Source organism: Henriciella marina, from assembly GCF_027213945.1.
In the GTDB taxonomy this organism is placed as follows: Bacteria; Pseudomonadota; Alphaproteobacteria; order Caulobacterales; family Hyphomonadaceae; genus Henriciella; species Henriciella marina_A.
This window is the reverse complement of record NZ_JAPWGW010000001.1, coordinates 313,231-337,630: the sequence shown is the minus strand read 5'-3', so window position 1 is coordinate 337,630 and position 24,400 is coordinate 313,231. Positions and strand designations below refer to the sequence as shown.

Here is a 24,400-nt window from a genome sequence, read left to right as displayed (position 1 = left end):
GAAAAAACCATGACGCAGGCGTCATTTTTTACGCGTAACGTTCGGCGCGGGCTTTCTCGATGGCGGATTTCAGGGCGCTGTGCAGGGATTTTCTTTCACCCGGCGTCAGGAAACGCCCAATCACATAGGCCTGCTGACCATGGGCGAGCTTCAGTTCGCTTGGCTTGCGTTCCGGGAAATCGAGGGAGAGACGGGCGAAACCAGTTGGCAGTTCGACACGGCGCGGATCTTTACCGGGGGCGGTGTGAGACATGGCAATCCGCTCAGCCGTCACTTCGATACGGGTCTCCTGGCGCAACTTGTGAAAGCTGGCCCGGAAGGCGAGCCAGATGGCGAGCGCGTCTAGACCGAACCAGGCGATGACAGGTACCGCGCCCATTGACAGGAATATCATGCCGCCAACGAAGCTCATGAGACCGACCAGGCCCATGACGACCAGAAAGGCCCGCGGGCTGAGCGCCGTATGTGGCGTCAGCGTGGCATCGAAGTAGACGGGTGAGTGGTTTTCAGTCATCGCAGGCTAGGAAATACGATCGCAGCGAGCGTTGACAAGTTGACGCTTGATCGCAGCGCCGCGGCATATACACCACGGCCTATGGCAAAGACCCCGACGAAAACCCGCAGGAAGCGCCGGTCCCCAACGCTCGGCCCTGAGAAGACGGCGCAGCTTTATGCCGCGCTGGCCGAGGACAGGCCCGCGCCTGAAACAGAGCTCAACTATCACAACCCATTCACGCTGGTTGTTGCCGTCGCCCTGTCAGCGCAGGCGACCGATGTCGGCGTGAACAAGGCGACGAAGAAGCTTTTCGAGATCGCTGATACACCAGAGGCGATGCTGACACTGGGCGAAGAGGGCGTCGCCGATCACATCAAGACGATCGGCCTCTGGCGTAACAAGGCGAAGAATGTGATTGCGCTTTGTGAGCTTCTGATCGAGGAGTTTGGCGGCGAAGTGCCGCAAACGCGCGATGAGCTGACACGGCTGCCGGGCGTCGGTCGAAAGACAGCGAACGTGGTGCTTAACGAGGCTTTTGGGCAGCCGACCATCGCCGTCGATACGCATATCTTCCGCGTTTCAAACCGAACGGGCCTCGCGCCCGGTAAGAACCCTGACGAGGTCGAAGACCAACTGGAGCGCGTGACGCCGGACGAGTTCAAGAAGGGCGCGCACCACTGGCTGATCCTGCACGGTCGCTATGTCTGCGTGGCGCGCAAGCCGAAATGCTGGCTGTGTACGATCAGTGATATCTGTAAGTTCAAGGACAAGACGCCTGACCCTGCGCGGAAGGAGTCTGATCTGGGGCCGAAGGACTAGGCGCCCAGAATGGGAGATGGACCTCGCCCTTCAAGAGGCTCGGGGTAAGGTCTATGGGAAGCGTGTCACTAGCGTTATCTCATCCTGAGCCCGTCGAAGGACGAAGCCGCATACGCCAGGTTAGCTGGCCTAACGCGGGGCGCGTTTCGCCAGGATGCGCTGCAGGGTGCGGCGGTGCATGTTCAGGCGGCGAGCGGTTTCCGAGACATTGTGATTGCAGAGCTCATAGACGCGCTGGATGTGTTCCCAACGGACGCGGTCTGCTGACATCGGGTTTTCCGGCGGCTCCGGCAGGCTGTCGCCCTTGTTCACGAGCGCGCGGATAATGTCCTCGACTTCGGCTGGCTTGGCGAGATAGTCAGCAGCGCCGGCCTTGACCGCGGCAACAGCGGTCGCAATCGCGCCATAGCCGGTGAGGATCACTGCGCGTGCATCAGGGCGGTACTGCTGCAATGTTTCGACGACATCGAGACCAGATCCATCCTCCAGGCGAAGATCCAGCACTGCGAAAGCAGGTGGGTTCATCCGGGCGATGTCTTTTGCTTCGCTCGCGCTTGACACGGCCGATACGAGAAAGCCGCGCTGCGTCAGGGCGCGCGCGAGGCGCTGTAGAAATGGGCCGTCATCATCAAGTATCAGGCAAGTCCGGTCCTCAACATCCTTGAGGGCCTCATGAATTTTTACGGTAACGTTGTAGTCCATGATCAAGTCTCCACTGTGGGACCATTTATTTGCATTCGTTCGGATTCCAAGCTTTCCAGTGCGCTTCGCGGCCAGACAGCCTGTACAATTGCGCCTTTAAGCGGCGGGGTGCGATTACGCGTCGCAATTCGCCCGCCCGTTCTTTCGATCAGTGTCTTCGCAATGAAGAAACCGAGCCCCATGTCGCCGCCATGCAGGTGGGCCTCTCCGCGCTGTGAAACGTAGGGCTCTCCAAGTTTAGGCATGACATCGGGGGCGAAACCGGGCCCGTCGTCGCTCACCGTCACCATGAACTGCTTGTCGGTCCAGCTGGCGGCCGCCTTAACGTGGCTATCGGCAAAGCTGACTGCGTTTTCAACGAAAGCTCCGAGGGCGTGCAGGACTTCAGGGCTTCGGCGGATCGTGGGTATGCGCGGCTCGCCATTCTCGCCAGCGGACCAGGTAACATTGAGCGTGACACCGAGCCCCCTGAAAGGCGCGGCGGCTTCTTCGACCAGGCTGGAGAGTGGCATGTTGGCGTGAACGATGTCCTCCGCCTCTCTTGAGCGGCTGAGCTGACGCAGGATATCGCGGCATCGGTCGGCCTGCTCTGCGATCAGGCGAACATCGTCGTGGTGGGGATCGTCAGGCTTCAGGTCGCCAGCAAGCTCCTTGGCGACAAGGTGGATCGTTGCGAGCGGGGTGCCTAGCTCATGTGCGGTCATCGCGGCCATCGCACCGAGCGCCGAGAGTTTCTGTTCGCGCGCCATGACGACCGAGGCGGCATCCATCGCGCGCACAAGCCGAGCCTCGTCTTCGCTGAGACGGACGGAGGACACGGCAAAGAACACGATGGCGAGCAGGAAGGCAGCGAAATGACCCCACTCAAAGAGGGCGGGCAGGTTAAGGCTGCTAACCGGGTACCATGGCAGATCTAGCGCGAAGGCCGGCATGATGGCTGCGAGGACAATGGCCAACCCGGCGATGAGTGCTGAATAACGCGGGCGAAGACTGCTCGCTGCAACCGTGACGGGCGCAAGGAGGAAGAGAAGGAACGGGTTGGATAGCCCGCCGGTCAGGCCAAGCAGAAGCGCCAGTTGCACCGTGTCGAAACAAAGCTGCAGCGCCGCCTCCCACCCTTTCAGCAAGACCTGGTCGCGCATCGCGAAAGAAAGGAAGACGTTCAGCCATGCAGACGCCGCGATAACGGTCAGGCAGGGGCCGAGCGGCACGTCGAAGCCAAGTACGAAATTGACGAAGAGCACGGCGGCGGTCTGGCCCCCGACCGCAAGCCAGCGGAGCGTTGTCAGCGTGCGCAGGCGGGCGCGTCCACGCGCGGCGTCCACGCCGGCAAGCCCGGTCGGCAGCAGGCTGTAAAGTGCCTGCTCTATTCCTTCTCGAGACGCATGGGCGTCGTCCATCCTTGCCCCTTTCGGCTGTGCCGCGGGATGCGACACTGTAGCGGCGCGGCGCCGTCTTGATCGAAGCGCCTGTCCAAAGCATACGTAGCCGCATGCGTATCAGATCGACAATTCTCTTAGCATCTTTCCTCCTCGCAGCAGCGTGTAGCGGCGCGAACGAGGCAGGTGAAACCGCAGCTTCAGGCGAAACGGCGAGGTCAGGCGGGCCCGTCGCGGGATGTACATCCCGCGCCTATGAAGAGATTGGCGGTCCGTTCGAGCTGACCATGCATACGGGCGAGCGCGTCACCCAGGAAGACTTCATGGGTAAGCCATCTCTGGTCTATTTTGGCTTCACCTATTGCCCTGATGTATGCCCGGGCACGCTGGTGGCGATCAACAATGCCTATAGCCGCTTGCCTGAGGAAATGGAGCGCCCGCAAACGCTGCTGATCAGCGTCGACCCCGAGCGCGACACGCCGGAGGCATTGGCTGACTATGTCCAGAGCAATGCGTTCCCGGAGGGCCTTGTGGGACTGACCGGCACACCAGAAGAAATCGAAGCGGTTGCGAATGAATTCAGCGCGGCCTTCTCACGTGTCGAGACGCCAGAAAGCGTGGCCGAATACACTATGGACCACACATCGCTGATCTATGTGATGGGCCCGGACTGGAAGCTGAAAACCTTCTTCTCGGAGACGATCACCAATCCGGATGAAATGGCTTCATGTCTTGAGACAATCTTCGGCTAGCACGGGCTGATTGCCAAAGCTCGCCGACCCGCCTATGTTGCGCTGCAGCATACGGAAGGTAACGCTTTGCTCTACGCTCTTGTTGAAATGAACCGCGCGGCCATGGCGCCGCTGCGATTGCAGGCCAAGGCTACCGCATCCTTCTGGAGTTCGCCGATGAACCCGGCGCGCGACACGGATGCAGGCCGTGCCATAGCGGCGGCGGCCAACGTGTTCGAGCGCGCGACGCGCTATTACGGCAAACCCGAATGGCAGATCGACACGACTGAGATCAATGGCAAGTCTCATGCGGTGATGCCTGTCACGGCGTGGTCCTCGCCATGGTGCCAGCTTGTTTATTTCGAGACCGCTGGTGCGCCCGCTAATCGTCCGGACCTCGTTATCGTTGCGCCGCTCTCTGGGCACTATGCGACGCTGCTGCGCGGCACGGTCGAAGCCTTCCTGCCGACCCATAATGTCTACATCACCGACTGGACGGATGCGCGGATGGCGCCGATCTGGTTCGGCCGCTTCGATCTCGACGACTATATTGACCACATTCAGGACATGCTGGCTTTCCTGGGCGCGGGGGCGCACGTGCTGGCTGTCTGTCAGCCCGGCCCGCCCGTGCTCGCTGCTATCTCGATGATGGCAGAGGACGGCGCCGACGCACTGCCCGCAACCATGACGTTCATGGGCTCTCCTATCGATGCGCGCCGCTCACCGACCGTGCCAAATCTTCTGGCAGAAGAGCGTAGCCTCGACTGGTTCCGCTCCAAGATGATCCACACGGTGCCGCTGCCATGGGCAGGTGCTGGCCGCCGGGTCTATCCAGGTTTTATCCAGCTTAGCTCATTCATGCACATGAACTGGGACCGGCACGTCGATGCGCAGCACCGCTTCTTCGAGCACCTGATCGAGGGGGATGAAGATGGCGCCGAAAAGCATCAGGCGTTCTATGATGAATACCTGTCCGTGCTGGACCTGACTGAGGAGTTCTACATCCAGACGATCGAGCGCGTGTTCCAGAAAGCACTGCTGGCCAAGGGCGAATACCGCTACCGTGATCAGCGCCTCGTCAAGCCTGAGGCGATCTCGTCTGTTGGCCTGATGACGGTTGAGGGCGAACTGGACGATATTTCAGGTATCGGTCAGACACAGGCTGCGCACGACCTCTGTACCAATATTCCAGAGGCGCTGAAGGAAGACTATGTGCAGCCCGGCGTAGGCCATTACGGCGTATTCAATGGGTCGAAATTCCGCCAGCAGATCGTGCCGCGGGTGATCAAGTTCCAGCAGCATGTAGCCAAGGCGCGCTAGCTTTCGCCTGCGCGCCCGGCTTGGTGGGATTTACTCGCCTTGGGCGCGAAGCTCTGCTTCCGCTTCCAATGTAAGCGTTTCGCCAGTTTCAGTTTCAAAGCTGAAAGAGATGTTCGCTGTTTCGCCGGCTGAGAGGTCTTCGACGAGGCCGAAGAACATCAGGTGGTTGCCGCCGCGCTCCAGCGTGAGGGTCTCACCGTCAGCGATCTCGAATGTCTCTACGGGACGCATCTGCATCGTGCCGTCATTCATCTCCATCGTGTGCATCTCGACAGTGCCGGCGATATCGGAGATGGCGCCCGTCAGCGTGACGCTAACGCCTTCAACCGAAATCTCGATCCCGCCCATGGTGACATCGCGTCCGGCAATCGGGGCCATGATGAAAGCGTCTTCATATGAGAGCACCGGGCCATCGGATTCAGCAGACTGGCTGCAGGCAGCGATGAGAGCGGGGGCGATAAGCAGGGCAGAAAGGCGTTTCATTGAGGTGTCTTTCACGAGAGGGGAGCTTGAGGGTGAAGGCGCAAGGCTTAAGGACGCCAGAATCCAACAATCCGCCGAACTTCTTCCATCACCGGTTCGGCAATAGCTTCAGCCCGTTCGGCGCCGATACGAAGAGCGGCATCGATTTCATCCGGATTGTCCATCAGCTCTCGCATGCGGGTGGTGATCGGGGCTAGGTGATCGACAGCGAGATCAGCAAGCGCTGGCTTGAAAACGCCAAATCCTTTGCCGCCATACTCGGCGAGAACCTGTTCGTCGCTCATGCCTGCAAGCGCGCCGTAGATGCCGACAAGGTTTGCGACTTCGGGGCGTCCTTCGAGACCGTCGATATCGGTCGGCATGTCGCCGAGCGTATCGGTCTTCGACTTCTTGATTTTCTTCGCAATCGTGTCGGCGTCGTCGATCAGGTTGATGCGCGAATTCTCCGCCGGATCGGACTTCGACATTTTCTTGGTGCCATCCTTGAGGCTCATGATCCGGGCACCGGGGCCTTCGGTCAGGGCTTCTGGAAGCGGGAAGAAACCCGGCGCGCCATAGTCGCGGTTGAAACGGTCTGCGATGTCACGCGAGAGCTCAAGATGCTGGCGCTGGTCTTCGCCGACCGGCACGTGTGTCGCCTTGTAGGCAAGGATGTCCGCAGCCTGTAGCACCGGATAGTTGAAGAGGCCGACCGAAGAGCGCTCAGCGTCCTTGCCGGACTTTTCCTTGAACTGAATCATCTTCTCCAGCCAGCCCATGCGGGCAACGCTGTCGAAAATCCAGGTAAGTTCGGTGTGCACACGTACCGAGGACTGTGCGAACAGAACCGACTTGTCGGGATCGACGCCGCTCGCCATCATCGCGGCTGCGATCTGGCGGGTCTGGTTGGCCAGCTGCGACTGGTCAAACGGCATGGTGATGGCGTGCAGGTCAACGACACAGAAGACGCAGTCCCAACCATCATTCTGCAGCGTGGTGAATTTCTTCAGGGCACCAAGGTAATTTCCAAGGTGGAGATTGCCGGTGGGCTGGATACCGGAAAAGACCCGCTTGGGCCCGGTATAGGTCGGTGTGTCTTGCTCGCTCATGGCGGGGCGTTTAGCGGATGGGTGGGCCTACGCCTAGCCCCCTTGATGTTGCTTACCTACTATTGGTCACTTCAATCTCACGGATGTCGATCACCGGACCGCGCAAGTGGTAGTGGCAGTACCCGGAGACGAACGAGGGATCATCAATAAGCAGATCAGAGCAGTCATAGAGTGAGCCAGAAACACGCACCATTTGGCCCTCCACGGCTCGAAGTTTCTCAAACATTTGCGGTGAACCAGATACGCCAATTCGGCGGTCGTCTAACCGACGGCTGCTTACGATCGCTTCTACTGAAAGATCGGATCGTCGTTTGACGAGCACAATGCCGGCTGAATATGCGACGATCCTAACGCATCCATCTTCAAAATGCTGGCCTGCCACGACTGTTTGAAAATCGACCTCGGTCGCTTGGTCGGTTGTGCATGTCTCGACCTCAGATTGCCAAACAGGAACAAATGCCCGGCTGTCAGCGAAGTCCGGACTAGCGGCGCAGCTCGACGAAAATCCGCAAAAACTAACTACAAGCGTGCCAAATTCAGCTTTCATCCGCCCAATATCGTTCTGCCAAAGGACGCGGCCAATCAATTTCTGCGAGCGTTTCGGAGATCGCTTAGACGAATAGCGCCAAACAGGACTGCGAAAACCAGATAGGCCGCGGCCCCTGCGAGCGAGATCACGATGGCGCCGACGAATTTGGAATCGAGTGCGACCTCGGAGATTTGGCCGCTGATGCTGGCGAGATACCACAGCAGGGCGCCGAGCGCCGATGAAGCCAGTAAGACTGAGACGAGACGTTTGAGGAGCTCTGGGCCCGGATTGTACCAGTCGCGCCGTTTCAGGGTCGCAAAGAGCAGAATGACATTGATCCAGGCTGCTGTGCTGGTGGCGATGGCAAGGCCCGGGAAGCCATAGACGCCCTGCGACTTCAGGAAGAAGAAGAGGCCAGCGCCCAGCACCGTGTTCACGACGACAGAGATGAGAGAGAAATTCATCGGCGTGCGCGTGTCTTCACGCGCAAAGAAGCCCGGCGCGAGCACCTTGATAAGGACGAAAGCAGGCACGCCCCAGCCAAAGTGGAAGAGCGCCTGCGCCGTCAGCGCTGCGTCGTCGCTGGTGAAGTCGCCGCGTGTGAAGAAGCTGTCGACGAACAGGAATGGCGCGGCCATGAGCGCTGCTGCGGCAGGTACGGTCAGCGCCATGGCAAGGCCGATGCCATTGTCCATCGTGTCGCGGCTATCAGCCTCATCGCTCGCGCGGGCTGCGCGGGCAAGGCGCGGCAGTATGGCGAGGCCGACGGCGACCCCGACAAGGCCAAGCGGAAGCTGGTAGAGACGGTCAGCCGAATAGAGCCATGACTTTGCGCCCGCCTCAAAGCTCGCGAGGGCCTGACTGACGACGATGTTGATCTGCATGCCGGAAGCCGCGATCGTGCCTGGAATGGCCAGCGCCGCGACCCTTTTGACGCCGGGTGTGATCTTCGGGAAACCGATGCGAAGTCGGACCTTCTGACGGGAGACGCCATACCAAAGCAGCGCGACCTGAAGCGCGCCCGCCACGGTGACGGCCAAGGCAAGTGATTTCGAGACGTCGTAATTGTCGGACCCGACAAAGGCCGCGCCGAGCATGCAGATGTTCAGCAGCGTCGGCGCCCCGGCCGACATGCCGAACCGTCCAGCCGAGTTCAAAACACCCGACAGAAGCGCCGCGAGCGCCATGAAGGCCAAGTATGGCATGGTGATTTGCGTCAGCAGGATTGCCAGCGGAAAGTGGACCGGGTCATTACGGTAACCGCCATGCAGCAGAAGCATGATCCAGGGCATGGCGATCTGCGAGATGATTACGAGGCCCACCGTGACAGCGAGCAATCCTCTCAATGTCTCTTCTGCGAGCTTGCGGGCGGCTTCCTCGCCTTCGGCTTCCATGGTGCGGGCATAAGCAGGCACGAAGGCCTGCGCGAAAGCCCCTTCGGCAAAGACGCGCCGAAAGAGGTTCGGGAACATCAGCGCGGTGAAGAAGGCGTCCGCGACGGGGCCAGCGCCCAGCTTGGCGAGGATGACCAGATCGCGAGCGAAGCCGAGAATGCGGCTGCCGAACGTCCAGCTTGACTGGGTCAACGTGTTGCGAAGGACGCTCATGCTCGGTGCGCTACACGGCCAAGGTTAACAATCAGAAGCTGTCTGCCGCATTTGCCTGCTTCAGGCTGCGGGCAGGGGTACGCGGCGCGTCTGGTTCTTCGCGCTGGAGCACTTCCAGCAATTTCTCCTTGAGCGCCGCAAGCTTGATGTCGGTATAGCTGGCGGGGAGCTGGACATAGAAGGCGTCGAACACCCGCTCACCATAGCTGCCGACATGGGCAGAATGGATGGAGATGTTCTCGTCTGCCAGGAGGCGTGCAACATCGTGCAGGAGGCCCGGCCTGTCGCGGCCTGCCACGTCGATCACGGTGTAGCCATCCGACAGCGTGTCATCGATCTTGACCTGTGGGATGACCTTGAAGGCCGCTTCGCGCCGGTAAGATTTGGCCGGAATGTTGGCCACAGGCTCATTGGTGGCAAAGGCGCGGCGAACCTCATTCTCGAGGCGCCTTAAGCGGCCTTCATCACCAGCTGCAAAGATGCCGCCCTTGCCATCCTGAAGGATGAAGACGTCAACGATAAAGCCGGATGGCGCCGTGAATACCTGCGCAGACACGACGTTGGCGCTTTGCGATGCAATCGTCCCGGCAAGGCGTGAGAAGAGGCCGAGCCTGTCCTGTCCGGCAACCAGCAGCGAGACACCGCCGCCATCTTCGCGCACATGAGCAGAGACGATGGGTGGGTCACCTGCCTTGATGGTGCGAGCATGCTGTTCGAGCGCGTCAAGGTCAAAGCCAGTCCAGTAGGCCGGGTCCATGTCGGTCATCACTTCAGGGATTGCGCCGACGCGTTCTGCAAGCTCTTCACGGTTGAGCGCGGCGCGGCCTTCAAGCTCGCGCGAAACGCTGATTGCATCCGTACGGCCACCGCGCAGGGCCGCTTCCGTGTTCTGGTAGAGATCTTCGAGAAGCTGGCCTTTCCAGGCATTCCAGATGCCGGGTCCCACGGCCCGTATGTCAGCGATAGTGAGGATGTAAAGTAGCCGCAGGCGTTCTATCGAGCCGACCATGGATGCAAAGCGCACAATGGTCTGTGGATCGGCGATGTCGCGCTTCTGGGCGGTCTCGCTCATTTCGAGATGGTGGCCAACCAGCCAGGCGACGAGATCGGTTTCGGCATCAGACAGGCCGAGACGTTTGCCTGCGGCCGTCGCCGTTTTTGTGCCCTCAATCTGCTGGTCGCCATGACCCTTGCCGGTGTCATGTAGCAGCATGGCGAGATAGAGGATGTGCTTGTTATCGATCTTCTGGAAGAGGCGGTGAGGCAGTTCAAAGCCTTCCCCACCGTCCCGGTCCATCTGCGCCATATAGTCGACGGCGCGGATCGTGTGCTCATCCACCGTGAAGTGGTGATACATGTTGAACTGGGTCTGGGCGACGATGCCGCCGAACTCCGGAATGAAGCGGCCAAGCACATCAGCTTCGTTCATGCGGTGAAGCGCAAGGCCGGGATTTCTGCCGTTGACGAGAAGGTCGATGAAGATTTTGCTCATCTCTGGCTTCGAGCGTGTGCGCGAATTGATGATCCGGGCATTCCTGGAAGCAATCGTCATCGCATCCGGGTGTATGTCATGGTCAGTTTCATCAGCCAGCCGGAACAGGCGGATGAGGTTCTCCGGTGATTTCTTGAAGACTTCCTCACCCGTGACGCTTACGCGTTCGCCATCAAGGATGAAGCCTTCATGTGCCATGGGCTTAGGCGTGCCGGTGCGGATGAAACGGCGCCAGCCTTCAGGTTTTTTGATCTGGTCGGCTTCGAGTTTGGCGGCGATAATGCGGGTCAGATTGCCGACATCCTTTGCGACCAGAAAGTAGTGCTTCATGAAGCGCTCGACGCCGAGCTGACCGGATCGGTCGCGGTAGCCCATGCGGGACGCGATCTCGGGCTGGAGGTCGAAGCTCAAGCGTTCTTCGGCGCGCCCCGTGAGATAGTGAAGGTGGCAGCGAACCGTCCAGAAAAACCGTGCGGCGCGGATGAAGACGCTGTATTCGTGCTTGGTGAACGGGCCGGACTTCATCACGTCTTCTAGTGAGACGCCATCATAAATGTGCTTGGTGATCCAGTAGAGCGTCTGCAGGTCACGCAGCCCACCTTTTCCCTCTTTCACATTTGGTTCGACCACATAGCGCGTATTGCCCTGTTTGGCGTGGCGACCGTCCCGTTCGGCCAGCTTGTCAGCGATGAATTGGGCGTCATGACCTTCAACCGCTTCCTTGCGAAACTTCGCTTTCGTTTCTGCCGCCAGTGCCTCGTCGCCGAACAGGAAACGCGCATCCAGCAGCGACGTCTTGATCGTTACATCCTGTTTGGACAGCCGGATGCACTCTTCAGGTGTGCGGAAGGCATGACCGACCTTTATGCCGACATCCCAGAGGGCATAGAGCATATATTCGATGACGCTCTCTGCGTGAGCCGACGCTTTGTACGGCCGGATGAATAGCAGATCGACATCGCTTGATGGGGCAAGGACGTTTCGGCCATATCCGCCCGTTGCGAACACGGCGAGGCGCTCTCCCTCTGTCGGGTTACGGGCCCGGTGAACATGGACGGTGATATAATCGTACAGCGCGTGTAGTGTCTCATCCATGACGGCAGACAGGAGCCGTGCCGTATCAAGACCGCCTGCGCCCTGCTGCAGGCGTTCCTGCGCGATCATCCGGCCGCGGAAGAGCGCGCCATGCAAGTGGTCGAGCACCTGTTTGCGGGCTTTCGCCTCATCTGAGAGATTGTCGAGGAAGTCCGAGGTGAGCTTCACGCGAAGCGCGCGCCCATCGATAATGTTCGAGATATTCCACTTACTGGGCCAGCGACGTGTCGGCAGCTTGCGGTGGACGAGGGATTCGCTCTGTTCGCTCATGCAACACAACCTAGCGCACATGTCGGGCAAGTGGCCAGCTTTGCTGCAATCGTTTAGTCGCCTGCTGAACGCCGCAGTGAGATAAAGGCTTGCTCAAACACTGCCTCCGACGATGCGCAGACAATCTGTGGCCCCTGTTTGGCTTCCCGGCCGCGCCAGTCACGCGCGATGCCGCCCGCGCCCCGCACAACCGGGATCAACGCCGCGACATCATGTGGCTGCAGGCCCGTCTCGCAGACTAGATCGATACTGCCAGCCGCCAGGCGCCCATAGGCATAGGCGTCCAGACCATAGCGGCAGATGCGCGCGGTGTGCCGGATATGTGTCCATGCCCCCTGTTCGGCAGGATTCATGATGAAGGGGTCGGTCGTCGCAATAATCGCCTGACGCAAGTCCTCACAGGATGAAACACGAAGCGGCGTGCGGCCTTTCACCGTTTCCAGCCAGGCTTCGCCCGGCGCGCCAATATAGCGTTCCCCTAGTACAGGCTGATCGATAAGACCGATGACAGGGTTACCGTCAGGATCGGCAAGCGCGATCAGGGTTGTCCATACCGGGAGGCCCGCCAGAAAGGCGCGGGTGCCGTCGATCGGGTCGAGTAGCCAGGTCCAGCCGGAGCTGCCTTCGTGCCTGCCAAATTCTTCGCCATCAATGCCGTCATTCGGTCGCTCTTCTGCAAGGATGGCGCGGATTGCCTCCTCGCCAGCGCGATCTGCAATAGTGACGGGATCATAAATGGCGCCGCCTGCCTTGTTTTCGGCATCAATACCGGCGCGGAAATGCGGCGAAATCGCCTGCCAGGCCGCGTCAGCGAGCCGGCCGGCAAGGTCTACGAGGTCAGACTGCGATGCAGGGAGGGTCATGTCTCGCGCTTATGGCGCGCGAGACGGGAAGGTCAAGCGGCGCCGGTGCCACTCTGGTCGGATTCGAGTGCCTTTGCGAGCTCAAGCAGACGGCGGCGCGGGCGTTCGCCAAGCCGGTAATAGGCGCGCACCAGTTCCAGGGTTTCTTTCTGGCTCAGGATGTCGCCGTCCATCGTATCGGCATCATTCGCAGCGAGGAGGTCGTCCTGTTCGATGCCATCAAAGAAGTACTGAACGGAAACATTCAGAGCTTTGGAGAGATCGAAGAGGCGCGAAGAGGTCATACGGTTCGCACCGCATTCATATTTCTGAATCTGCTGGAACCGGACCCCCACTTGCGAAGCCAGTTCCTGCTGGGTCAGGCCGAGCAGTCTGCGGCGGCGGCGTAGTCTCTTTCCTACGTGAAGGTCGGTATTGTCAGTCATGCCCGGCTCCCCTTGATCATCCTTAAGCCCGGGATCGTCCCGGTTTGAGCGTCGCAGAAATGGAGAGCAAACTTCATGCCGTCCGGTTGTTTCAGTCTGATTACATGCAAAAACGCATTGATGCGGAATTTTGGTCTTGCATTTTGTGCGCCGCACAATAAATTGGTTTCAGCACTGCGGTGCTAACGCCTTCTGGCGTTTCCTCCCTTTACCTTTTTCGGCCGCGCCAGCCTTGGCGCGGCCCTTTTTTTATGGGCGCAGACGCTCGCTCAATTCAGCGATATTCCCCATCAGCCCATCTAGCTGATGCGACAGCTCGCTCATTGCGTCAATCTTTGTGACTCGAGCTTCATCAAGGTAAAGACGCCTGTTTATCTCTATCTGCAAGGCGTGGGCGTGCTGTTTAGGCCGTCCATACTTCCGTGTGGTAAAGCCCCCGGCATAGGGCGCGTTTCGCACGACGCTATATCCCGCCTTGCGTAATGTTCTCTCCACAAGGCTGGTGAGCTGGCCCGTGCAGCTCGATCCAAAACGGTCGCCGAGGACGAAATCTGGAAGATCACGGCGTCCAGGTTGTGACGACGGCATGGAATGGCAATCGATCAGAATGGCGCAGCCAAACTTCTGACGCAGCGCAGCAATCTCGTCGGATAAAGCCGCATGATAGGGCGTGTGAACAAGATCCAGGCGAGAGCGCCCGTCGGCTGGGTCCAGCTTTTTTGCATAAATGAGCTCGCCTCTTGCGCCGATCCGCGGGAAGCATCCCAGTCCCGCTTCGACCCTGACGGTCGGTACGGCCACTGGTCCGGGCGGGTCACCGTGGAACATGGACGCGTCAATTTCGCGCGGGTCCCGATTCAGGTCGACGAAAGAGCGTGCATAGGTCGCCTTGAGAAGGCGCGCGCCATATGTTGGCGCGTTAGCGAACAGCTCATCTACATAAGCGTCCTCTGTCTGTTTGAGATCAATCAGCGGCACACGCAGGCTATTGCGGAAATAATCCGGATATTCGCGTCCGCTATGGGGAGAGGCGAAGATCAGGGGGCGCTCGTCTGCCTGTGGTTTGGCCAGGCTGAAGGCCGGCCACCTAAGTCCACTCCCCGGTGCGGGGCTCTGCTCTTCTGTCGCCGTGATCGTCATCGAGACATAGGTCGGTCATTGGCATCGCGGGTCAAGCATTACTCCCACGTTCACCGCCGATTTACCCGAACCATGCTTTGTGCCATCAAACGTTAGTCAGAAAGCCGGAACGCAGTCCCCATGAGCAAGATACTTCTCGCCGAAGACGATGAAATGATGCGCACCTTCCTGGCTGCCTCGCTGAAACGTGCAGGACACGAAGTTCAGGACTTCGAGGATGGCGAGACGGCGCTCAATGCGCTCGAGCGTGAAGTGTTCGACCTGTTGCTGACTGACATCGTCATGCCGGGCATCGATGGAATTGAGCTCGCGCGACGTGGGGCCGAGCTCGATCCGGCGATGAAGATCGTATTTATTACCGGGTTTGCTGCTGTCGCACTGGCTTCCGGTACGCCAACACCTGCAGGCGCAAAGATCCTGTCGAAGCCATTCCATCTGCGTGAGCTGGTCGAGGAAGTTGACCGCGTCATCGCTGCCTGACATTTGCAGCTGAAACAGGCTTGACTTGGATCGCTTGACGTCCGATTAGGGCCGCTTCGAAACGGATGGGCGGTTAGCTCAGCGGTAGAGCACTACATTGACATTGTAGGGGTCACAAGTTCGATCCTTGTACCGCCCACCATTTCCAGAGTTCTTGAATTTGTGATGCCTGCGCCGCGGCGTAAAGCTCGAGCGCGGTCGAAACGTACTCTTCTGGTGTCCGCAGTCGTCTGCTCCGAGAGAATTCGCAACGCAGGTGGCGAAACTGCGCTCGGGCCTCAATTCACTGATTTATATGTGAAAACAATCGATCCTTCTCGTGTGTACCGAGCGAGATCAGGTTTCTTTATAGCATAGATAATATCAAATAATGCGAAAAATTTTGCGGAACGTTTCACTATGCAGATAGTAAAAAATCTAAACAATACAGTGGGCGTGAAGGTTAACGTATAGGGTGCGAAGTATAAGATACCAATTGTTCAAAACCGGGAAATGTTTCATTAATGACCGGTCTGCCTAATCCTCTCAAAGCGGGAAAAAATTATCCTATCTCTACCTAGGGATGTGGTGCCGCAAGGAGGGACGATGTTACGTGTTGGAGTGCAGGGCCGCCGGTTTTCTAAATGTCATAAGGGCTCGTCTGCGGTGGAATTTGCGATCGTCGCGCCGGTGCTCCTGTTCCTTTTGTTTGGCATAATCGCGTATGGCGTGTTCTTCGGCGCAGTTCATTCAGTTCAACAACTGGCGGCCAACAGCGCGCGCGCCGCTATAGGCGGGATCGACCTGCCCGAGCGCCAATCGCTCGTGGAGCAACACATCGCTGCGAGCGTCAACGAAGGTGGGCTGTTAACACGTGACGCCCTGACCGTCAGTGTTGAGCCGCTCAGCGAGGATCCGAGCTTTCTTCGAGTCGTTGTCGATTTCGATGCCAGCCAGTTGCCGGTCTGGAATCTCTATGATGGCCTCCCTCTTCCGGAAAAGAATATTCGCCGGGAGGCCGTCATCAGAGCTGGGGGGTATTAATGTCCTCCGATCCTAGGAAACTCACAATTGCAGAGCGGCTGGGCCGAGATTGCCGGGGCAATGTCGCGGTGACAACTGCTGTCTTCGCGCCCGTTGCGGCAATGATGGCCGCGCTGGCAATCGATACTGGCGCGATCGCTACGCAGAAACGTGCGCTGCAGGGTCATGCGGACATGGCAGCTCTTGTCGCTGCGGCAAACCTTAAAAAAGCGGAAGGCGCTGCCCGCGCTTACCTTTCGGATAATGGGCGCTCGAGCATCGAGATCCCGCGCGAAGAGGGCGCTGAAGAGGTGCGCTCGACGACAGGCATCGCGATGCGGGTCGAGACTGGCCGGTACACTGCTGACAGAAGTCGTCCGGTTTCAGAGCGTTTTGTCGCGGGCGGAGAGCCGTTGAACGCGGCCCGAGTGTCCCTGTCAGAACCACAGCACAGATTGTTCGAGTTCCTCGGTCGTTCGCCGAAACCCCTGGACGTGTCCGGCGTCGCTGTCGTGTCTGCTGAGGCTGGCATATCTGTAGGGTCGCGTCTCGCCCGCCTCGAAGGCGGAATCGTGAATGGCCTGCTCTCAGAATTGCTTGGCGTAGAGATTGGGCTTTCGGCGATGTCCTATGACGCCTTGCTCGACGTAGATATCGATATGATCGATTGCCTCGAATGGCTCGCGGATGATCTGGAACTGACGGCTCTCACTTATGAAGATGTGCTCTCAACAAGCATTGGACTGGAGCATCTTTTGTCCGCAATGGCTGAGACTGCGAGCGACAGCGCACTTGCCAGTCAGGCCTTGCGCTCACTGTCTCGCGACGCGGCACGAAACCAGCGCACCTTGAAAGTTGGTGAGATCATCGAGCTGGGTCGAATCGCGCCGCGCGCGCTCGGTGATCCTCCGGCAGGCACGGGGGTTCGACTGGAAGCTCTGCCGCTTCTGATGGCGAGTGCCATCACGGCAAATGGAAGCAATCAGATTGATCTGGGGCTTTCAGCGCAGGCTGGACGTCTTGTTGATATTGACGCCTCGCTTGTCATTGGAGAACGGCCAAAGGGGCAGTCCTGGTTTGCCCTGTCTGGTCTACCTGGTGAGACGGTTTCCACGGCGCATATGCGTCTTTCGCTGACGGCGGAGATTGGTGCGGGCCGATTGTTGTCCGACGCGCTGATCAGCCTTCCAGTTCACATCGACCTTGCGTCCGCTGATGCGCGGGTAACAGACATTGTCTGCGAGCCGGGCGAGCGGGAACCGAAAAGGGTAAATGTCGCCGTCCGACCTTCCATTGCGCGCCTGCGCATCGCCGACATCAGTGGGTCGGGCGCATCGGAGCGCGTCAAACCTGCTCACATCCTGAATGGGCGTCTGATCCAGATCGACGCTTTTGCAGACATCCAGGCTGCCAACCCGAATGATACGCAGCTGCGCTACATGCACTATGAAATTGGCGGAGACCCCAAAACGGCGGGCACCGATAGAGCATTGGAGGGGCTACTTTCATCGGCGATTACAGATCTGCACTACGACATTGATGTGATCGGCTTACAGCTGCTTAGCGACGCTCACATCGCGTCTATACTTTCGGGATTGTTTAGTGAGCTTTCCGCACCTGTTGACAGGCTCATCTTCAGCCTCACCTCTGCGCTTGGCCTCGGTCTGGGGGAGGCCGACGTCTGGGTGCACACGGCCTCATGTAATGCCCCCGTACTGGTGCAATAGATTTTTTTTGACCGCAGTAAGAAACCAACTACCTTCTCAATGTATTGAATAATATAGTTTTATATAAAGCGCTCTATAGAAATAGACGCGCCTTGAAAATATCTTGAGGAGAGATGATGGCGAGGCCGGCAGGGGTCCGAAATCAAGATTTTGAGCAAAAGAAGCAGGCGCTGACCGATAAACTTCTGGCTTTTGTGTTAAGGGATGGCGTCGAACGACCCTCTTTCAGACAACTGGCCATCGCAGCCGAGACCTCTGAGCCAACTCTACGGCATTACTTCACGGATCGGACTGGCCTGATAATCCACCTGCTGGAGCAGATTACCGAACGTTCCGTGCCTCTAAGGGAAGCCCTGAGCCAGCCTCAGGATAGTCTGGATGATGCCGTCACAGGCTATTTCAGGCAAATGGCGGTGCTTACCAAAACGGACGGGTATGTGAGGGTGCACGCCTTTGGTATTCGTGAGGCCATGGGTGACGAGGGCATACAGAAGTTTTACCTCAAGCAATTCCTGTCTGCCGGAATTGACTCGGTCGCCGAGCGCCTCGTGCGTTCGAAAGATGGTTTGACGACGTTTGATGAAGCGCGTCACGCCGCCATCCTCATTGTGTCTGCCTCTCTTCTTCGCGTCGTGCACCAGGAAGTCCTGAAAGGCAAAGTTCACCAGCCGCTTGATGAGGAGGCCTACTTCGACAGAGTGGGCAAATGGCTGCTCGACGGCCTGCGGTCATCCAAGGGGCCATCAGGCAAGTAGGTCCGAGAGTCGCTCCACCGTCTCTGCGGGGGTGGACCAACTCGTTACCAGTCGGTGAGAGCCACCAATCCATGGATAGAAGGTTGCGCCTGCATCCGTCAACGCGCGAAGGTTTGTCTCGCTGAGGCGCACGAATATCTCATTGCCCTGAACCGGGTGGACGAGCTGAGTTTGGCCGTCGCGGCAAAGTAGATTTGAGATCTCTCGCGCGCGCTGATTTGCAGTGGCGGCGAGGCTGAGCCAGCGATCGTCTGCAAACATGGCGATCGCTTGTGCCGCAAGGTAGCGCATTTTGGGCGGCATGTGGCCGGAGCGCTTTGCGCGGGCTTTCAACTCATTGAATTTCTGCCGGGCATTGCCGAACAGGATGATGATCTCGCATCCCATCGCGCCCGTCTTGGTCAGGCCTAGCGTGAGCACATCAACGCCAGCCTTCCAGCTCATCTCAGCAGGTGATGCGCCTGTCGAAACAAGGGCATTGGCAAGCCGCGCACCATCAAGGTGGACCGTGAGACCTACATCCTTCGCGAGCGCGCTGAAGTGCTTCACCTGCGCGGCCGCGTAGGCGGTGCCAGATTCGGTGAGGTTGGTAAGCGACAGCACATGGGCAGGCGTCTCATGCACAAAGTCTGGCTTGATCCCGGCGAGTGCCTCGCGCAATGCCAACTCGTCAATCTGTGCGCCTTCGCCGGGTAGGAGCTGCAGCTTGCCGCCGCCGGTAAAGAATTCAGGCGCGGAGCGTTCGTCCCGTGCAATATGGGCCTCGTCATGACAGAGGATGGCCCCCATGGGCGGGCAGAAGCAGGAGAGGGCAAGCGCGTTTGCCGCTGTGCCCGAGGCGCACAGCCAGAAGTCAAAATCTTCCGTCTCAAGCACACGCGTCAGCTCATTGCGAAGGCGTGTTGTCACTTCATCGGCGCCGTAGCTGCCCTGCATGCCGCTATTTACGCCAGCAAGCGCTTCAAGAACGGCGGGGTGTGCAGGGGCGGATGTATCGGAAGAGAAATTCATCAGACCTGCGTGTCGGGTGTCTGCCACATGAGGTGTTGGCCACCATCGGCGGCAATCATCTGCCCAGTGACACTATCAGCAGCAATAAGGTAGCGCATCGCGCGCACGATCTCTTCCGGGCGGGAGCCTTTGCGGGTCAGCGTTGCCTGTCTCTCGGCCTCAAACTCGTCTTCGCTCTGATGAACGCTGGCGAGGGTCGGGCCGGGGCCGATGCCGTTCACCCGAATATCCGGGGCGAGCGCCTGTGCCAGTGTTTTCGTCGCCGTCAGCAGGGCAGCCTTGGATAGGGTGTAGGTAAAGAATTGCGGATTGAGCTTCCAGACCCGCTGGTCAATCACATTGATTATGAGACCTTTCTCGTCACCCGGCAGGGCTTTGGCGAAGGCCTGCGAGAGCGCAATTGGCGCGCGCAAATTGGCGTCGAAATGAAGGTCCCACCCTTGCCGGTCATGATCGAGCGCGGTGTCGTCCTCGAAAGCCGACGCGGAATTGACCAGCAGCCGCAGCGGCCCACCGAGCAGATCCTGCGCAGAAGGGATGAGTGCCTTGAGGTCTTTTTCTTCGGTGAGATCGCCTTGGACGATAACGCCTATGCCGCCCGCCTTGCTGATGGCGTCAGCAGTTTCCTGAGCGCCGTCCGCTGAAGAGCGGTAATGCACGGCAACGCTCCAGCCATCTTCGCCAAGCGCTTCAGCCAAGGCGCGCCCGATGCGTTTGCCAGCGCCGGTGATCAGCGCGCGTTTGGGGGTCAGCTTATGATCTGCCAATCCAGTTCTCCACTTCGCCTGTAATGTCCCAGCCATGCACAAGGCCGTAGATATACGCGGCATAGGCCAGCAGCATCGCGAGAGCTGCAATCCGCGTAACCCGGCTGCGGGACAGGACGAACAGGCCGAGAACTATGGCGGCAGCTGCGAGTGCCCAGTGGTCGAACTGAAGAAAGGTTGGGGCAAGTTCTGTCGGACCGAAGAAGGCGATGATTGCACCGGAGCCAGCCAGGTTGAAGATATTCGAGCCAATAACGTTGCCGATGACAACCTCGCCGCGGCGGCGAAGGCCGGCGGCTATGCCGGCACCAAGCTCTGGCAGGGATGTGCCGATGGCGAGCAGTGTCAGGCCGATCACCTCTTCCGGTACTGCGTAGACGCGCGCGATGCCGACGCCGCCTTCGACAATAAGGTGTGCGCCGAGCGGCAGGCCCACAAGACCGACGATCAGGTTCAGCCACATGGCGGTTGTGCCCAGCGACTCGCCCTCATCCTCAAGGCCGACGTCAATGCCCTTCCGAATGCCTTGCGACGTCCAGACCAGCATCAGGATTGAATAGATGATGAGGCTGCCCAGCAGAATGAAGCCAAAGACCGGTGTCAGCGGCAAGAAGGCCGTCCAGCCGATCCAGAGTGCCGTTACCGCAATCATAATCCAGTAGGACCGGCGGAGACCGAACTGCTGCGTTGCGAGAGGGATCAGGAAAGCCGGGACGGCGAGCACCAGCCAGACATTGGCGATGTTCGAGCCGACGATGTTGCCAATAGCAATACCAGGCTGCCCCTGGCTGGACGCATCTACTGCGACCACCATTTCTGGGGCCGAGGTGCCGAAGCCGACAATAAGAATGCCGGCCACGAGTGGGGACACACCTATCCGGCGTGCAAGTGCCACAGCCCCATTTACGAGAAAGTCGCCCGCGAAGGCGAGAATGACGAGGCCGCCAACAAGGGCTGCGAGAAGCGTCAGATCAGGCAAGGGTACTGTTCAGGCGACCTAGTCGAGCCGGCGATAGTCGATCAGGTTCAGGATGGCGAAAATGGCGACCGTCGCGCCGATTGCGATGAGTGCAAACATGGTCTTTAGCTCCGAATTCGTCGTTCGTTGCGCTAACTAGACTGTGTTAGCCCGTTTGGCGAGGGGCGTTTTCATAGATTGGGTCCAGTTATGACGCGTATAAGACAGCGGATCTTTCAGGCGTGGTTCCGGTTCAGGCGTCCAATGACACTTGGTGTTCGCGCTCTGGTGGAGCGGTCTGACGGCAAGGTCCTGCTGGTGCGCCATACCTATACCAAGGGGCTCTATCTGCCAGGCGGGGGCGTGGAGAAAGGCGAGATTGCCAGCGTTTCATTGCTTCGTGAGCTAAAGGAAGAAGGCGGTGTCGAGCTGACCGGCGTGCCGCGCCTTGTCGGTATCTATTCGAATGAGGCGGTCTTTCCGAACGACCATGTCGTCTTCTATCACTTGCGCCCCGGCGAATGGGTGGGCGGGGAGGCGACAAGTGTTGGGGAGATATCAGAGATCGTCTGGGCAGACCCACATGCCCTGCCAACTGATACGACGCCGGCGACGCAGCGGCGCGTCGCTGAAATCTTCGCGGACGGACCGAATGACGGCTATTGGTGAGGGTCGTCGTCTGATGCGGTCAGGCCCTTCACATACTCCACAGCCGTCATCACGGCGAGGACTGCGGCAACCCATACCATGACGAGACCTGCCAGCAGCGTGCCGCGAGACAGAACCCAGTTTGGCGAATAGGTATCAGCGTCAGATGTGATGGCACTAATCGCCATACCGAGCAGGACCAGCGCAATGCCGCCCAGCACCAGCGCGGTCTTCATCTTGGCGCTGTTCGACACTTTCATCGTGCCCGGGTTGCCCATCGCTTCGCGCATGGCGGTGATAAGCACGTCGCGGCTGACAATGGCGAGCGTGGGTAAGGTTATGTACCAGGCCCAATTTTCGATAAAGGAGAGCGCCAGCAGGGTGGACGCTGACAGCAGCTTGTCGCCGATGGGGTCAAGCCGTGCGCCGAAAGCCGATTCAGCGTTCAGTTTCCGGGCAAGCCAACCGTCGAGCCAGTCCGTCAGTGCCACGAAGGAGAAGAGTGCGAATGGCAGAAAGGCCATGAGGCCGGCGCCATCACCGGCGCGCAGATTCCTGTCGAAGTCCAGAATGGTGTAACCGACAACGATCGCCAGAATACAGCGTGCGATCGTCAGGGCATTTGGCAGCCATTTCAAAGTCATGCTGTCCTAACCGCCATTGAAATGGCCATAGATGCGTTCAGCGAGTGAGCGATTGATTCCCTCAACGCTTTCAAGATCAACCAGCTTCGCACGTGACACGCCTTTTGCCGACCCGAAGTGATGCAAAAGTGCTTTTTTGCGGGACGGGCCGATCCCTTCAATCTCATCCAGCGGGGAGGATTTTATGTCGGCAGAGCGCTTGGCACGGTGTGCGCCAATGGCCCAGCGGTGCGCTTCGTCGCGCAAGCGCTGTAGATAGTAAAGCACGGGCGTGTCAGGCGGCAGTTGAAAAGGTGCCTTGCCGGGGCGGAAAAATTTCTCGCGCCCCGCATTACGGTCGGGCCCTTTCGCAATGGAAACAAGCGTCACATCGTCAGTGCTGAGGCCAAGTTCCGTCAGAGTCTCGGTCACGGCGCTTAGCTGGCCGAGGCCCCCGTCGATGAGGACGAGGTCCGGATAGGTTTCCAGCTCTGAAATAGCGACCTTCTGCTCGTCGGCTTCCTTGAGCAGGCGCTTGAAGCGCCGGCGCATGACTTCCCGCATCATGCCGTAATCATCGGCCGGTTCCAGCGATGTGTCCTTGATGTTGAACTTTCGATACTGGCCCTTGATGAAGCCTTCAGGCCCGGCAACCACCATACCGCCGACGGCATTTGAGCCCTGGATGTGGCTGTTATCGTAGACCTCAACTCGTTTCGGCTCACCCTGCAGGTCGAACGTTTTTGCGAGATCCTTGAGCAGGCGTTGCTGGCTCGCGGTTTCAGCCAGTTTGCGCGAAAGGGCTTCGGCCGCATTGCGCGTTGCTTGCGCGACGAGCTCACGCTTGTCACCGCGCTGGGGTGTGCGGATTTCGACCTTGCGGTTCGACTTCAGCTCAAGAGCTTCGGCGATCAGCTCACCCTGGTCGGGTGCCTGATTGGTCAGGACCAGCTTTGGCGGAGGGCGCTTGTCATAGAACTGGACGAGGAACGCGGAGAGAATTTCTGGCGCGGTCTCTTCCTTCTCGTGACGAGGGAAGTGGATGGTCGCGCCCCAGTTCTGCCCGGCGCGGATAAAGAACACCTGCACGGCCGACTGTCCGCCTTCCATGGCGATGGCGAAGATATCTGCTTCCTCGATCCCGTCCGGATTGATGTCCTGCTGCGCACGGACGACTGCCAGTGCCCGGATGCGGTCTCGCAGGCTTGCCGCGCGCTCGAACTCCATATTCTCGGCGGCCGCTTCCATCTCGCTGGCAAGGTCAGCCTGAAGGTCGGTGGCCTTGCCTTTCAGGAAGTCAGCCGCCTGATCGGCAAGCTTGGTGTACGACTTCTCGCTGACGAGATCGACGCAGGGGGCAGAGCAACGCTTGATCTGGTGCAACATGCAGGGCCGGGTGCGCTGGGAGAAGACGCTGTCCTCGCAGGTTCGTAGCAGGAAGGCCTTCTGCAGTGTGTCGAGGGTGCGGGTCACCGCATTGGCGCTGGCGAAGGGTCCGAAATAGTCGCCCCTGTCCTGTTTGGAGCCGCGATATTTCAGGATCTGCGGATAGTCATGATCGCGTCGGATCAGGATGTAAGGGAAGGATTTGTCATCGCGCAGCAGGATATTGAAGCGCGGCTTCAGTGACTTGATGAGGCTCGCTTCCAGCAGCAGGGCCTCGGTCTCTGTCTCGGTGACAACAAACTCCATCCGGGCGGTCAGCGCGATCATCGCCGCGATGCGCTGCGTGTGACCGCCGAGCCGGGAATAGTTCGACACACGCGCCTTCAAATTGCGGGCCTTGCCGACGTAGAGCACTTCATCCTTTGTGCCGAACATGCGGTAGACGCCGGGCTTTGAGGGCAGGCGTTTCAGATTGTCCTTGATGACATCGACGCCGCGCCGGGCCGGTTTGTTGGAAGAAGTGTCTGACATGCTGGAGCTAACCTAATAGCAGCCGTGCCTGCCGCCTAGTTGGGTCACTGTCAGGCGTGCTGCGGTTGCTGTT

24 protein-coding genes and 1 tRNA gene are annotated in these 24,400 nt (G+C 59.1%); 9 read left to right on the top strand and 16 right to left on the bottom strand.

The genetic code is table 11. The features are described 5' to 3' along the window. Positions 1 to 28: 28 nt before the first annotated feature. Complete coding sequence (locus tag O4G74_RS01635; protein WP_269400925.1) at positions 29 to 514, bottom strand: DUF2244 domain-containing protein; 486 nt, start codon at positions 512 to 514, stop codon at positions 29 to 31. Positions 515 to 595: 81 nt separating this feature from the next. Here O4G74_RS01635 and nth point away from each other — a divergent pair, with 81 nt between their 5' ends. Then, positions 596 to 1,315: an endonuclease III gene (gene nth, locus O4G74_RS01630; protein WP_269400924.1), complete on the top strand. Its 720-nt coding sequence runs from the start codon at positions 596 to 598 to the stop codon at positions 1,313 to 1,315. A 129-nt stretch (positions 1,316 to 1,444) separates the two neighbouring features. Here nth and O4G74_RS01625 read toward each other — a convergent pair whose 3' ends face one another. Beyond that, complete coding sequence (locus tag O4G74_RS01625; protein WP_119379532.1) at positions 1,445 to 2,017, bottom strand: ActR/PrrA/RegA family redox response regulator transcription factor; 573 nt, start codon at positions 2,015 to 2,017, stop codon at positions 1,445 to 1,447. Positions 2,018 to 2,019: 2 nt separating this feature from the next. Next, the gene (locus tag O4G74_RS01620; protein ID WP_269400923.1) at positions 2,020 to 3,417 is read right to left on the bottom strand and encodes an ActS/PrrB/RegB family redox-sensitive histidine kinase; all 1,398 of its coding nucleotides are present in this window, start codon (positions 3,415 to 3,417) and stop codon (positions 2,020 to 2,022) included. Between the two features lie 92 nt (positions 3,418 to 3,509). On the opposite strand from O4G74_RS01620, the gene O4G74_RS01615 reads away from it, so the two are divergent. Together O4G74_RS01615 and O4G74_RS01610 are read left to right on the top strand one after the other, a co-directional pair. After that, positions 3,510 to 4,148, top strand: a complete 639-nt coding sequence (locus tag O4G74_RS01615) for an SCO family protein (protein ID WP_269400922.1) — start codon at positions 3,510 to 3,512, stop codon at positions 4,146 to 4,148. Between the two features lie 66 nt (positions 4,149 to 4,214). After that, positions 4,215 to 5,447: a polyhydroxyalkanoate depolymerase gene (locus tag O4G74_RS01610; protein ID WP_269400921.1), complete on the top strand. Its 1,233-nt coding sequence runs from the start codon at positions 4,215 to 4,217 to the stop codon at positions 5,445 to 5,447. 30 nt (positions 5,448 to 5,477) lie between these two features. Here the strand turns inward: O4G74_RS01610 and O4G74_RS01605 are convergent, their stop codons facing one another. The 8 genes from O4G74_RS01605 to O4G74_RS01570 all read right to left on the bottom strand — a co-directional run bounded on the left by O4G74_RS01605 (position 5,478) and on the right by O4G74_RS01570 (position 14,439). Further along, the gene (locus O4G74_RS01605; protein ID WP_269400920.1) at positions 5,478 to 5,930 is read right to left on the bottom strand and encodes a copper chaperone PCu(A)C; all 453 of its coding nucleotides are present in this window, start codon (positions 5,928 to 5,930) and stop codon (positions 5,478 to 5,480) included. Positions 5,931 to 5,977: 47 nt separating this feature from the next. Further along, positions 5,978 to 7,018: a tryptophan--tRNA ligase gene (gene trpS / locus O4G74_RS01600; protein ID WP_269400919.1), complete on the bottom strand. Its 1,041-nt coding sequence runs from the start codon at positions 7,016 to 7,018 to the stop codon at positions 5,978 to 5,980. 52 nt (positions 7,019 to 7,070) lie between these two features. Continuing rightward, a complete protein-coding gene (locus O4G74_RS01595; protein WP_269400918.1) occupies positions 7,071 to 7,565 on the bottom strand; it encodes a hypothetical protein in 495 nt (164 codons plus the stop codon). A gap of 35 nt (positions 7,566 to 7,600) precedes the next feature. Next, positions 7,601 to 9,154 carry a murein biosynthesis integral membrane protein MurJ gene (gene murJ, locus O4G74_RS01590; RefSeq protein ID WP_269400917.1) on the bottom strand — a complete coding sequence of 518 codons (1,554 nt, stop codon included), beginning with the start codon at positions 9,152 to 9,154 and terminating at the stop codon, positions 7,601 to 7,603. Positions 9,155 to 9,185: 31 nt separating this feature from the next. Further along, a complete protein-coding gene (locus tag O4G74_RS01585) occupies positions 9,186 to 12,011 on the bottom strand; it encodes a [protein-PII] uridylyltransferase (protein ID WP_269400916.1) in 2,826 nt (941 codons plus the stop codon). 53 nt (positions 12,012 to 12,064) lie between these two features. Next, positions 12,065 to 12,874 carry an inositol monophosphatase family protein gene (locus tag O4G74_RS01580; RefSeq protein ID WP_269400915.1) on the bottom strand — a complete coding sequence of 270 codons (810 nt, stop codon included), beginning with the start codon at positions 12,872 to 12,874 and terminating at the stop codon, positions 12,065 to 12,067. Positions 12,875 to 12,906: 32 nt separating this feature from the next. After that, positions 12,907 to 13,299, bottom strand: a complete 393-nt coding sequence (locus O4G74_RS01575; protein ID WP_119453071.1) for a helix-turn-helix domain-containing protein — start codon at positions 13,297 to 13,299, stop codon at positions 12,907 to 12,909. A 249-nt stretch (positions 13,300 to 13,548) separates the two neighbouring features. After that, on the bottom strand, positions 13,549 to 14,439 hold the full coding sequence (locus O4G74_RS01570; protein WP_269400914.1) for an N-formylglutamate amidohydrolase: 891 nt from the start codon (positions 14,437 to 14,439) through the stop codon (positions 13,549 to 13,551). Between the two features lie 120 nt (positions 14,440 to 14,559). Between O4G74_RS01570 and cpdR the strand changes: the two genes are divergently transcribed. The 5 genes from cpdR (at position 14,560) to O4G74_RS01545 (ending at position 18,403) form a co-directional block, all read left to right on the top strand. After that, positions 14,560 to 14,919 carry a cell cycle two-component system response regulator CpdR gene (gene cpdR / locus O4G74_RS01565; protein WP_119379542.1) on the top strand — a complete coding sequence of 120 codons (360 nt, stop codon included), beginning with the start codon at positions 14,560 to 14,562 and terminating at the stop codon, positions 14,917 to 14,919. Between the two features lie 67 nt (positions 14,920 to 14,986). Next, a tRNA-Val gene (locus O4G74_RS01560) sits at positions 14,987 to 15,061 on the top strand. Positions 15,062 to 15,564: 503 nt separating this feature from the next. Further along, entirely contained in the window at positions 15,565 to 15,942 is a 378-nt protein-coding gene (locus O4G74_RS01555) for a TadE/TadG family type IV pilus assembly protein (protein WP_269400913.1), read from the top strand. Continuing rightward, positions 15,942 to 17,648 (top strand): TadG family pilus assembly protein, encoded by a 1,707-nt coding sequence (locus O4G74_RS01550; protein WP_269400912.1) that lies wholly within the window; start codon positions 15,942 to 15,944, stop codon positions 17,646 to 17,648. Before O4G74_RS01555 ends, O4G74_RS01550 begins: the two co-directional genes overlap by 1 nt. Positions 17,649 to 17,764: 116 nt before the next feature. Continuing rightward, complete coding sequence (locus O4G74_RS01545; protein WP_269400911.1) at positions 17,765 to 18,403, top strand: hypothetical protein; 639 nt, start codon at positions 17,765 to 17,767, stop codon at positions 18,401 to 18,403. On the opposite strand, the gene O4G74_RS01540 is transcribed toward O4G74_RS01545, so the two are convergent. The 3 genes from O4G74_RS01540 to O4G74_RS01530 are packed head-to-tail and all read right to left on the bottom strand — an operon-like array spanning position 18,392 to position 21,160. Continuing rightward, positions 18,392 to 19,441 (bottom strand): threonine aldolase family protein, encoded by a 1,050-nt coding sequence (locus O4G74_RS01540; protein WP_269400910.1) that lies wholly within the window; start codon positions 19,439 to 19,441, stop codon positions 18,392 to 18,394. The two genes, O4G74_RS01545 and O4G74_RS01540, sit on opposite strands and share 12 nt — an antisense overlap. Further along, on the bottom strand, positions 19,414 to 20,181 hold the full coding sequence (locus O4G74_RS01535; protein ID WP_269400909.1) for an SDR family oxidoreductase: 768 nt from the start codon (positions 20,179 to 20,181) through the stop codon (positions 19,414 to 19,416). The genes O4G74_RS01540 and O4G74_RS01535 overlap by 28 nt, the downstream gene beginning before the upstream one ends. After that, positions 20,168 to 21,160, bottom strand: a complete 993-nt coding sequence (locus O4G74_RS01530) for a calcium/sodium antiporter (RefSeq protein WP_269400908.1) — start codon at positions 21,158 to 21,160, stop codon at positions 20,168 to 20,170. Before O4G74_RS01530 ends, O4G74_RS01535 begins: the two co-directional genes overlap by 14 nt. A gap of 243 nt (positions 21,161 to 21,403) precedes the next feature. Between O4G74_RS01530 and O4G74_RS01525 the strand changes: the two genes are divergently transcribed. Next, a complete protein-coding gene (locus tag O4G74_RS01525; RefSeq protein WP_269400907.1) occupies positions 21,404 to 21,808 on the top strand; it encodes an NUDIX domain-containing protein in 405 nt (134 codons plus the stop codon). On the opposite strand, the gene O4G74_RS01520 is transcribed toward O4G74_RS01525, so the two are convergent. Together O4G74_RS01520 and uvrC are read right to left on the bottom strand one after the other, a co-directional pair. Further along, entirely contained in the window at positions 21,799 to 22,431 is a 633-nt protein-coding gene (locus O4G74_RS01520; protein ID WP_269400906.1) for a CDP-alcohol phosphatidyltransferase family protein, read from the bottom strand. The genes O4G74_RS01525 and O4G74_RS01520 overlap by 10 nt on opposite strands. Before the next feature lie 6 nt (positions 22,432 to 22,437). Then, positions 22,438 to 24,327, bottom strand: a complete 1,890-nt coding sequence (uvrC, locus tag O4G74_RS01515) for an excinuclease ABC subunit UvrC (protein WP_269400905.1) — start codon at positions 24,325 to 24,327, stop codon at positions 22,438 to 22,440. Positions 24,328 to 24,400 lie beyond the last annotated feature (73 nt).

What these genes read in the sequence shown, in the direction of transcription:
- O4G74_RS01635 (WP_269400925.1), bottom strand. Translation starts at nt 514, where the DNA reads ATGACTGAAAACCACTCACCCGTCTACTTCGATGCCACGCTGACGCCA.
- nth (WP_269400924.1), top strand. Translation starts at nt 596, where the DNA reads ATGGCAAAGACCCCGACGAAAACCCGCAGGAAGCGCCGGTCCCCAACG.
- O4G74_RS01625 (WP_119379532.1), bottom strand. Translation starts at nt 2,017, where the DNA reads ATGGACTACAACGTTACCGTAAAAATTCATGAGGCCCTCAAGGATGTT.
- O4G74_RS01620 (WP_269400923.1), bottom strand. Translation starts at nt 3,417, where the DNA reads ATGGACGACGCCCATGCGTCTCGAGAAGGAATAGAGCAGGCACTTTAC.
- O4G74_RS01615 (WP_269400922.1), top strand. Translation starts at nt 3,510, where the DNA reads ATGCGTATCAGATCGACAATTCTCTTAGCATCTTTCCTCCTCGCAGCA.
- O4G74_RS01605 (WP_269400920.1), bottom strand. Translation starts at nt 5,930, where the DNA reads ATGAAACGCCTTTCTGCCCTGCTTATCGCCCCCGCTCTCATCGCTGCC.
- trpS (WP_269400919.1), bottom strand. Translation starts at nt 7,018, where the DNA reads ATGAGCGAGCAAGACACACCGACCTATACCGGGCCCAAGCGGGTCTTT.
- O4G74_RS01595 (WP_269400918.1), bottom strand. Translation starts at nt 7,565, where the DNA reads ATGAAAGCTGAATTTGGCACGCTTGTAGTTAGTTTTTGCGGATTTTCG.
- murJ (WP_269400917.1), bottom strand. Translation starts at nt 9,154, where the DNA reads ATGAGCGTCCTTCGCAACACGTTGACCCAGTCAAGCTGGACGTTCGGC.
- O4G74_RS01585 (WP_269400916.1), bottom strand. Translation starts at nt 12,011, where the DNA reads ATGAGCGAACAGAGCGAATCCCTCGTCCACCGCAAGCTGCCGACACGT.
- O4G74_RS01580 (WP_269400915.1), bottom strand. Translation starts at nt 12,874, where the DNA reads ATGACCCTCCCTGCATCGCAGTCTGACCTCGTAGACCTTGCCGGCCGG.
- O4G74_RS01575 (WP_119453071.1), bottom strand. Translation starts at nt 13,299, where the DNA reads ATGACTGACAATACCGACCTTCACGTAGGAAAGAGACTACGCCGCCGC.
- O4G74_RS01570 (WP_269400914.1), bottom strand. Translation starts at nt 14,439, where the DNA reads ATGACGATCACGGCGACAGAAGAGCAGAGCCCCGCACCGGGGAGTGGA.
- cpdR (WP_119379542.1), top strand. Translation starts at nt 14,560, where the DNA reads ATGAGCAAGATACTTCTCGCCGAAGACGATGAAATGATGCGCACCTTC.
- O4G74_RS01550 (WP_269400912.1), top strand. Translation starts at nt 15,942, where the DNA reads ATGTCCTCCGATCCTAGGAAACTCACAATTGCAGAGCGGCTGGGCCGA.
- O4G74_RS01545 (WP_269400911.1), top strand. Translation starts at nt 17,765, where the DNA reads ATGGCGAGGCCGGCAGGGGTCCGAAATCAAGATTTTGAGCAAAAGAAG.
- O4G74_RS01525 (WP_269400907.1), top strand. Translation starts at nt 21,404, where the DNA reads ATGACACTTGGTGTTCGCGCTCTGGTGGAGCGGTCTGACGGCAAGGTC.
- O4G74_RS01520 (WP_269400906.1), bottom strand. Translation starts at nt 22,431, where the DNA reads ATGACTTTGAAATGGCTGCCAAATGCCCTGACGATCGCACGCTGTATT.
- uvrC (WP_269400905.1), bottom strand. Translation starts at nt 24,327, where the DNA reads ATGTCAGACACTTCTTCCAACAAACCGGCCCGGCGCGGCGTCGATGTC.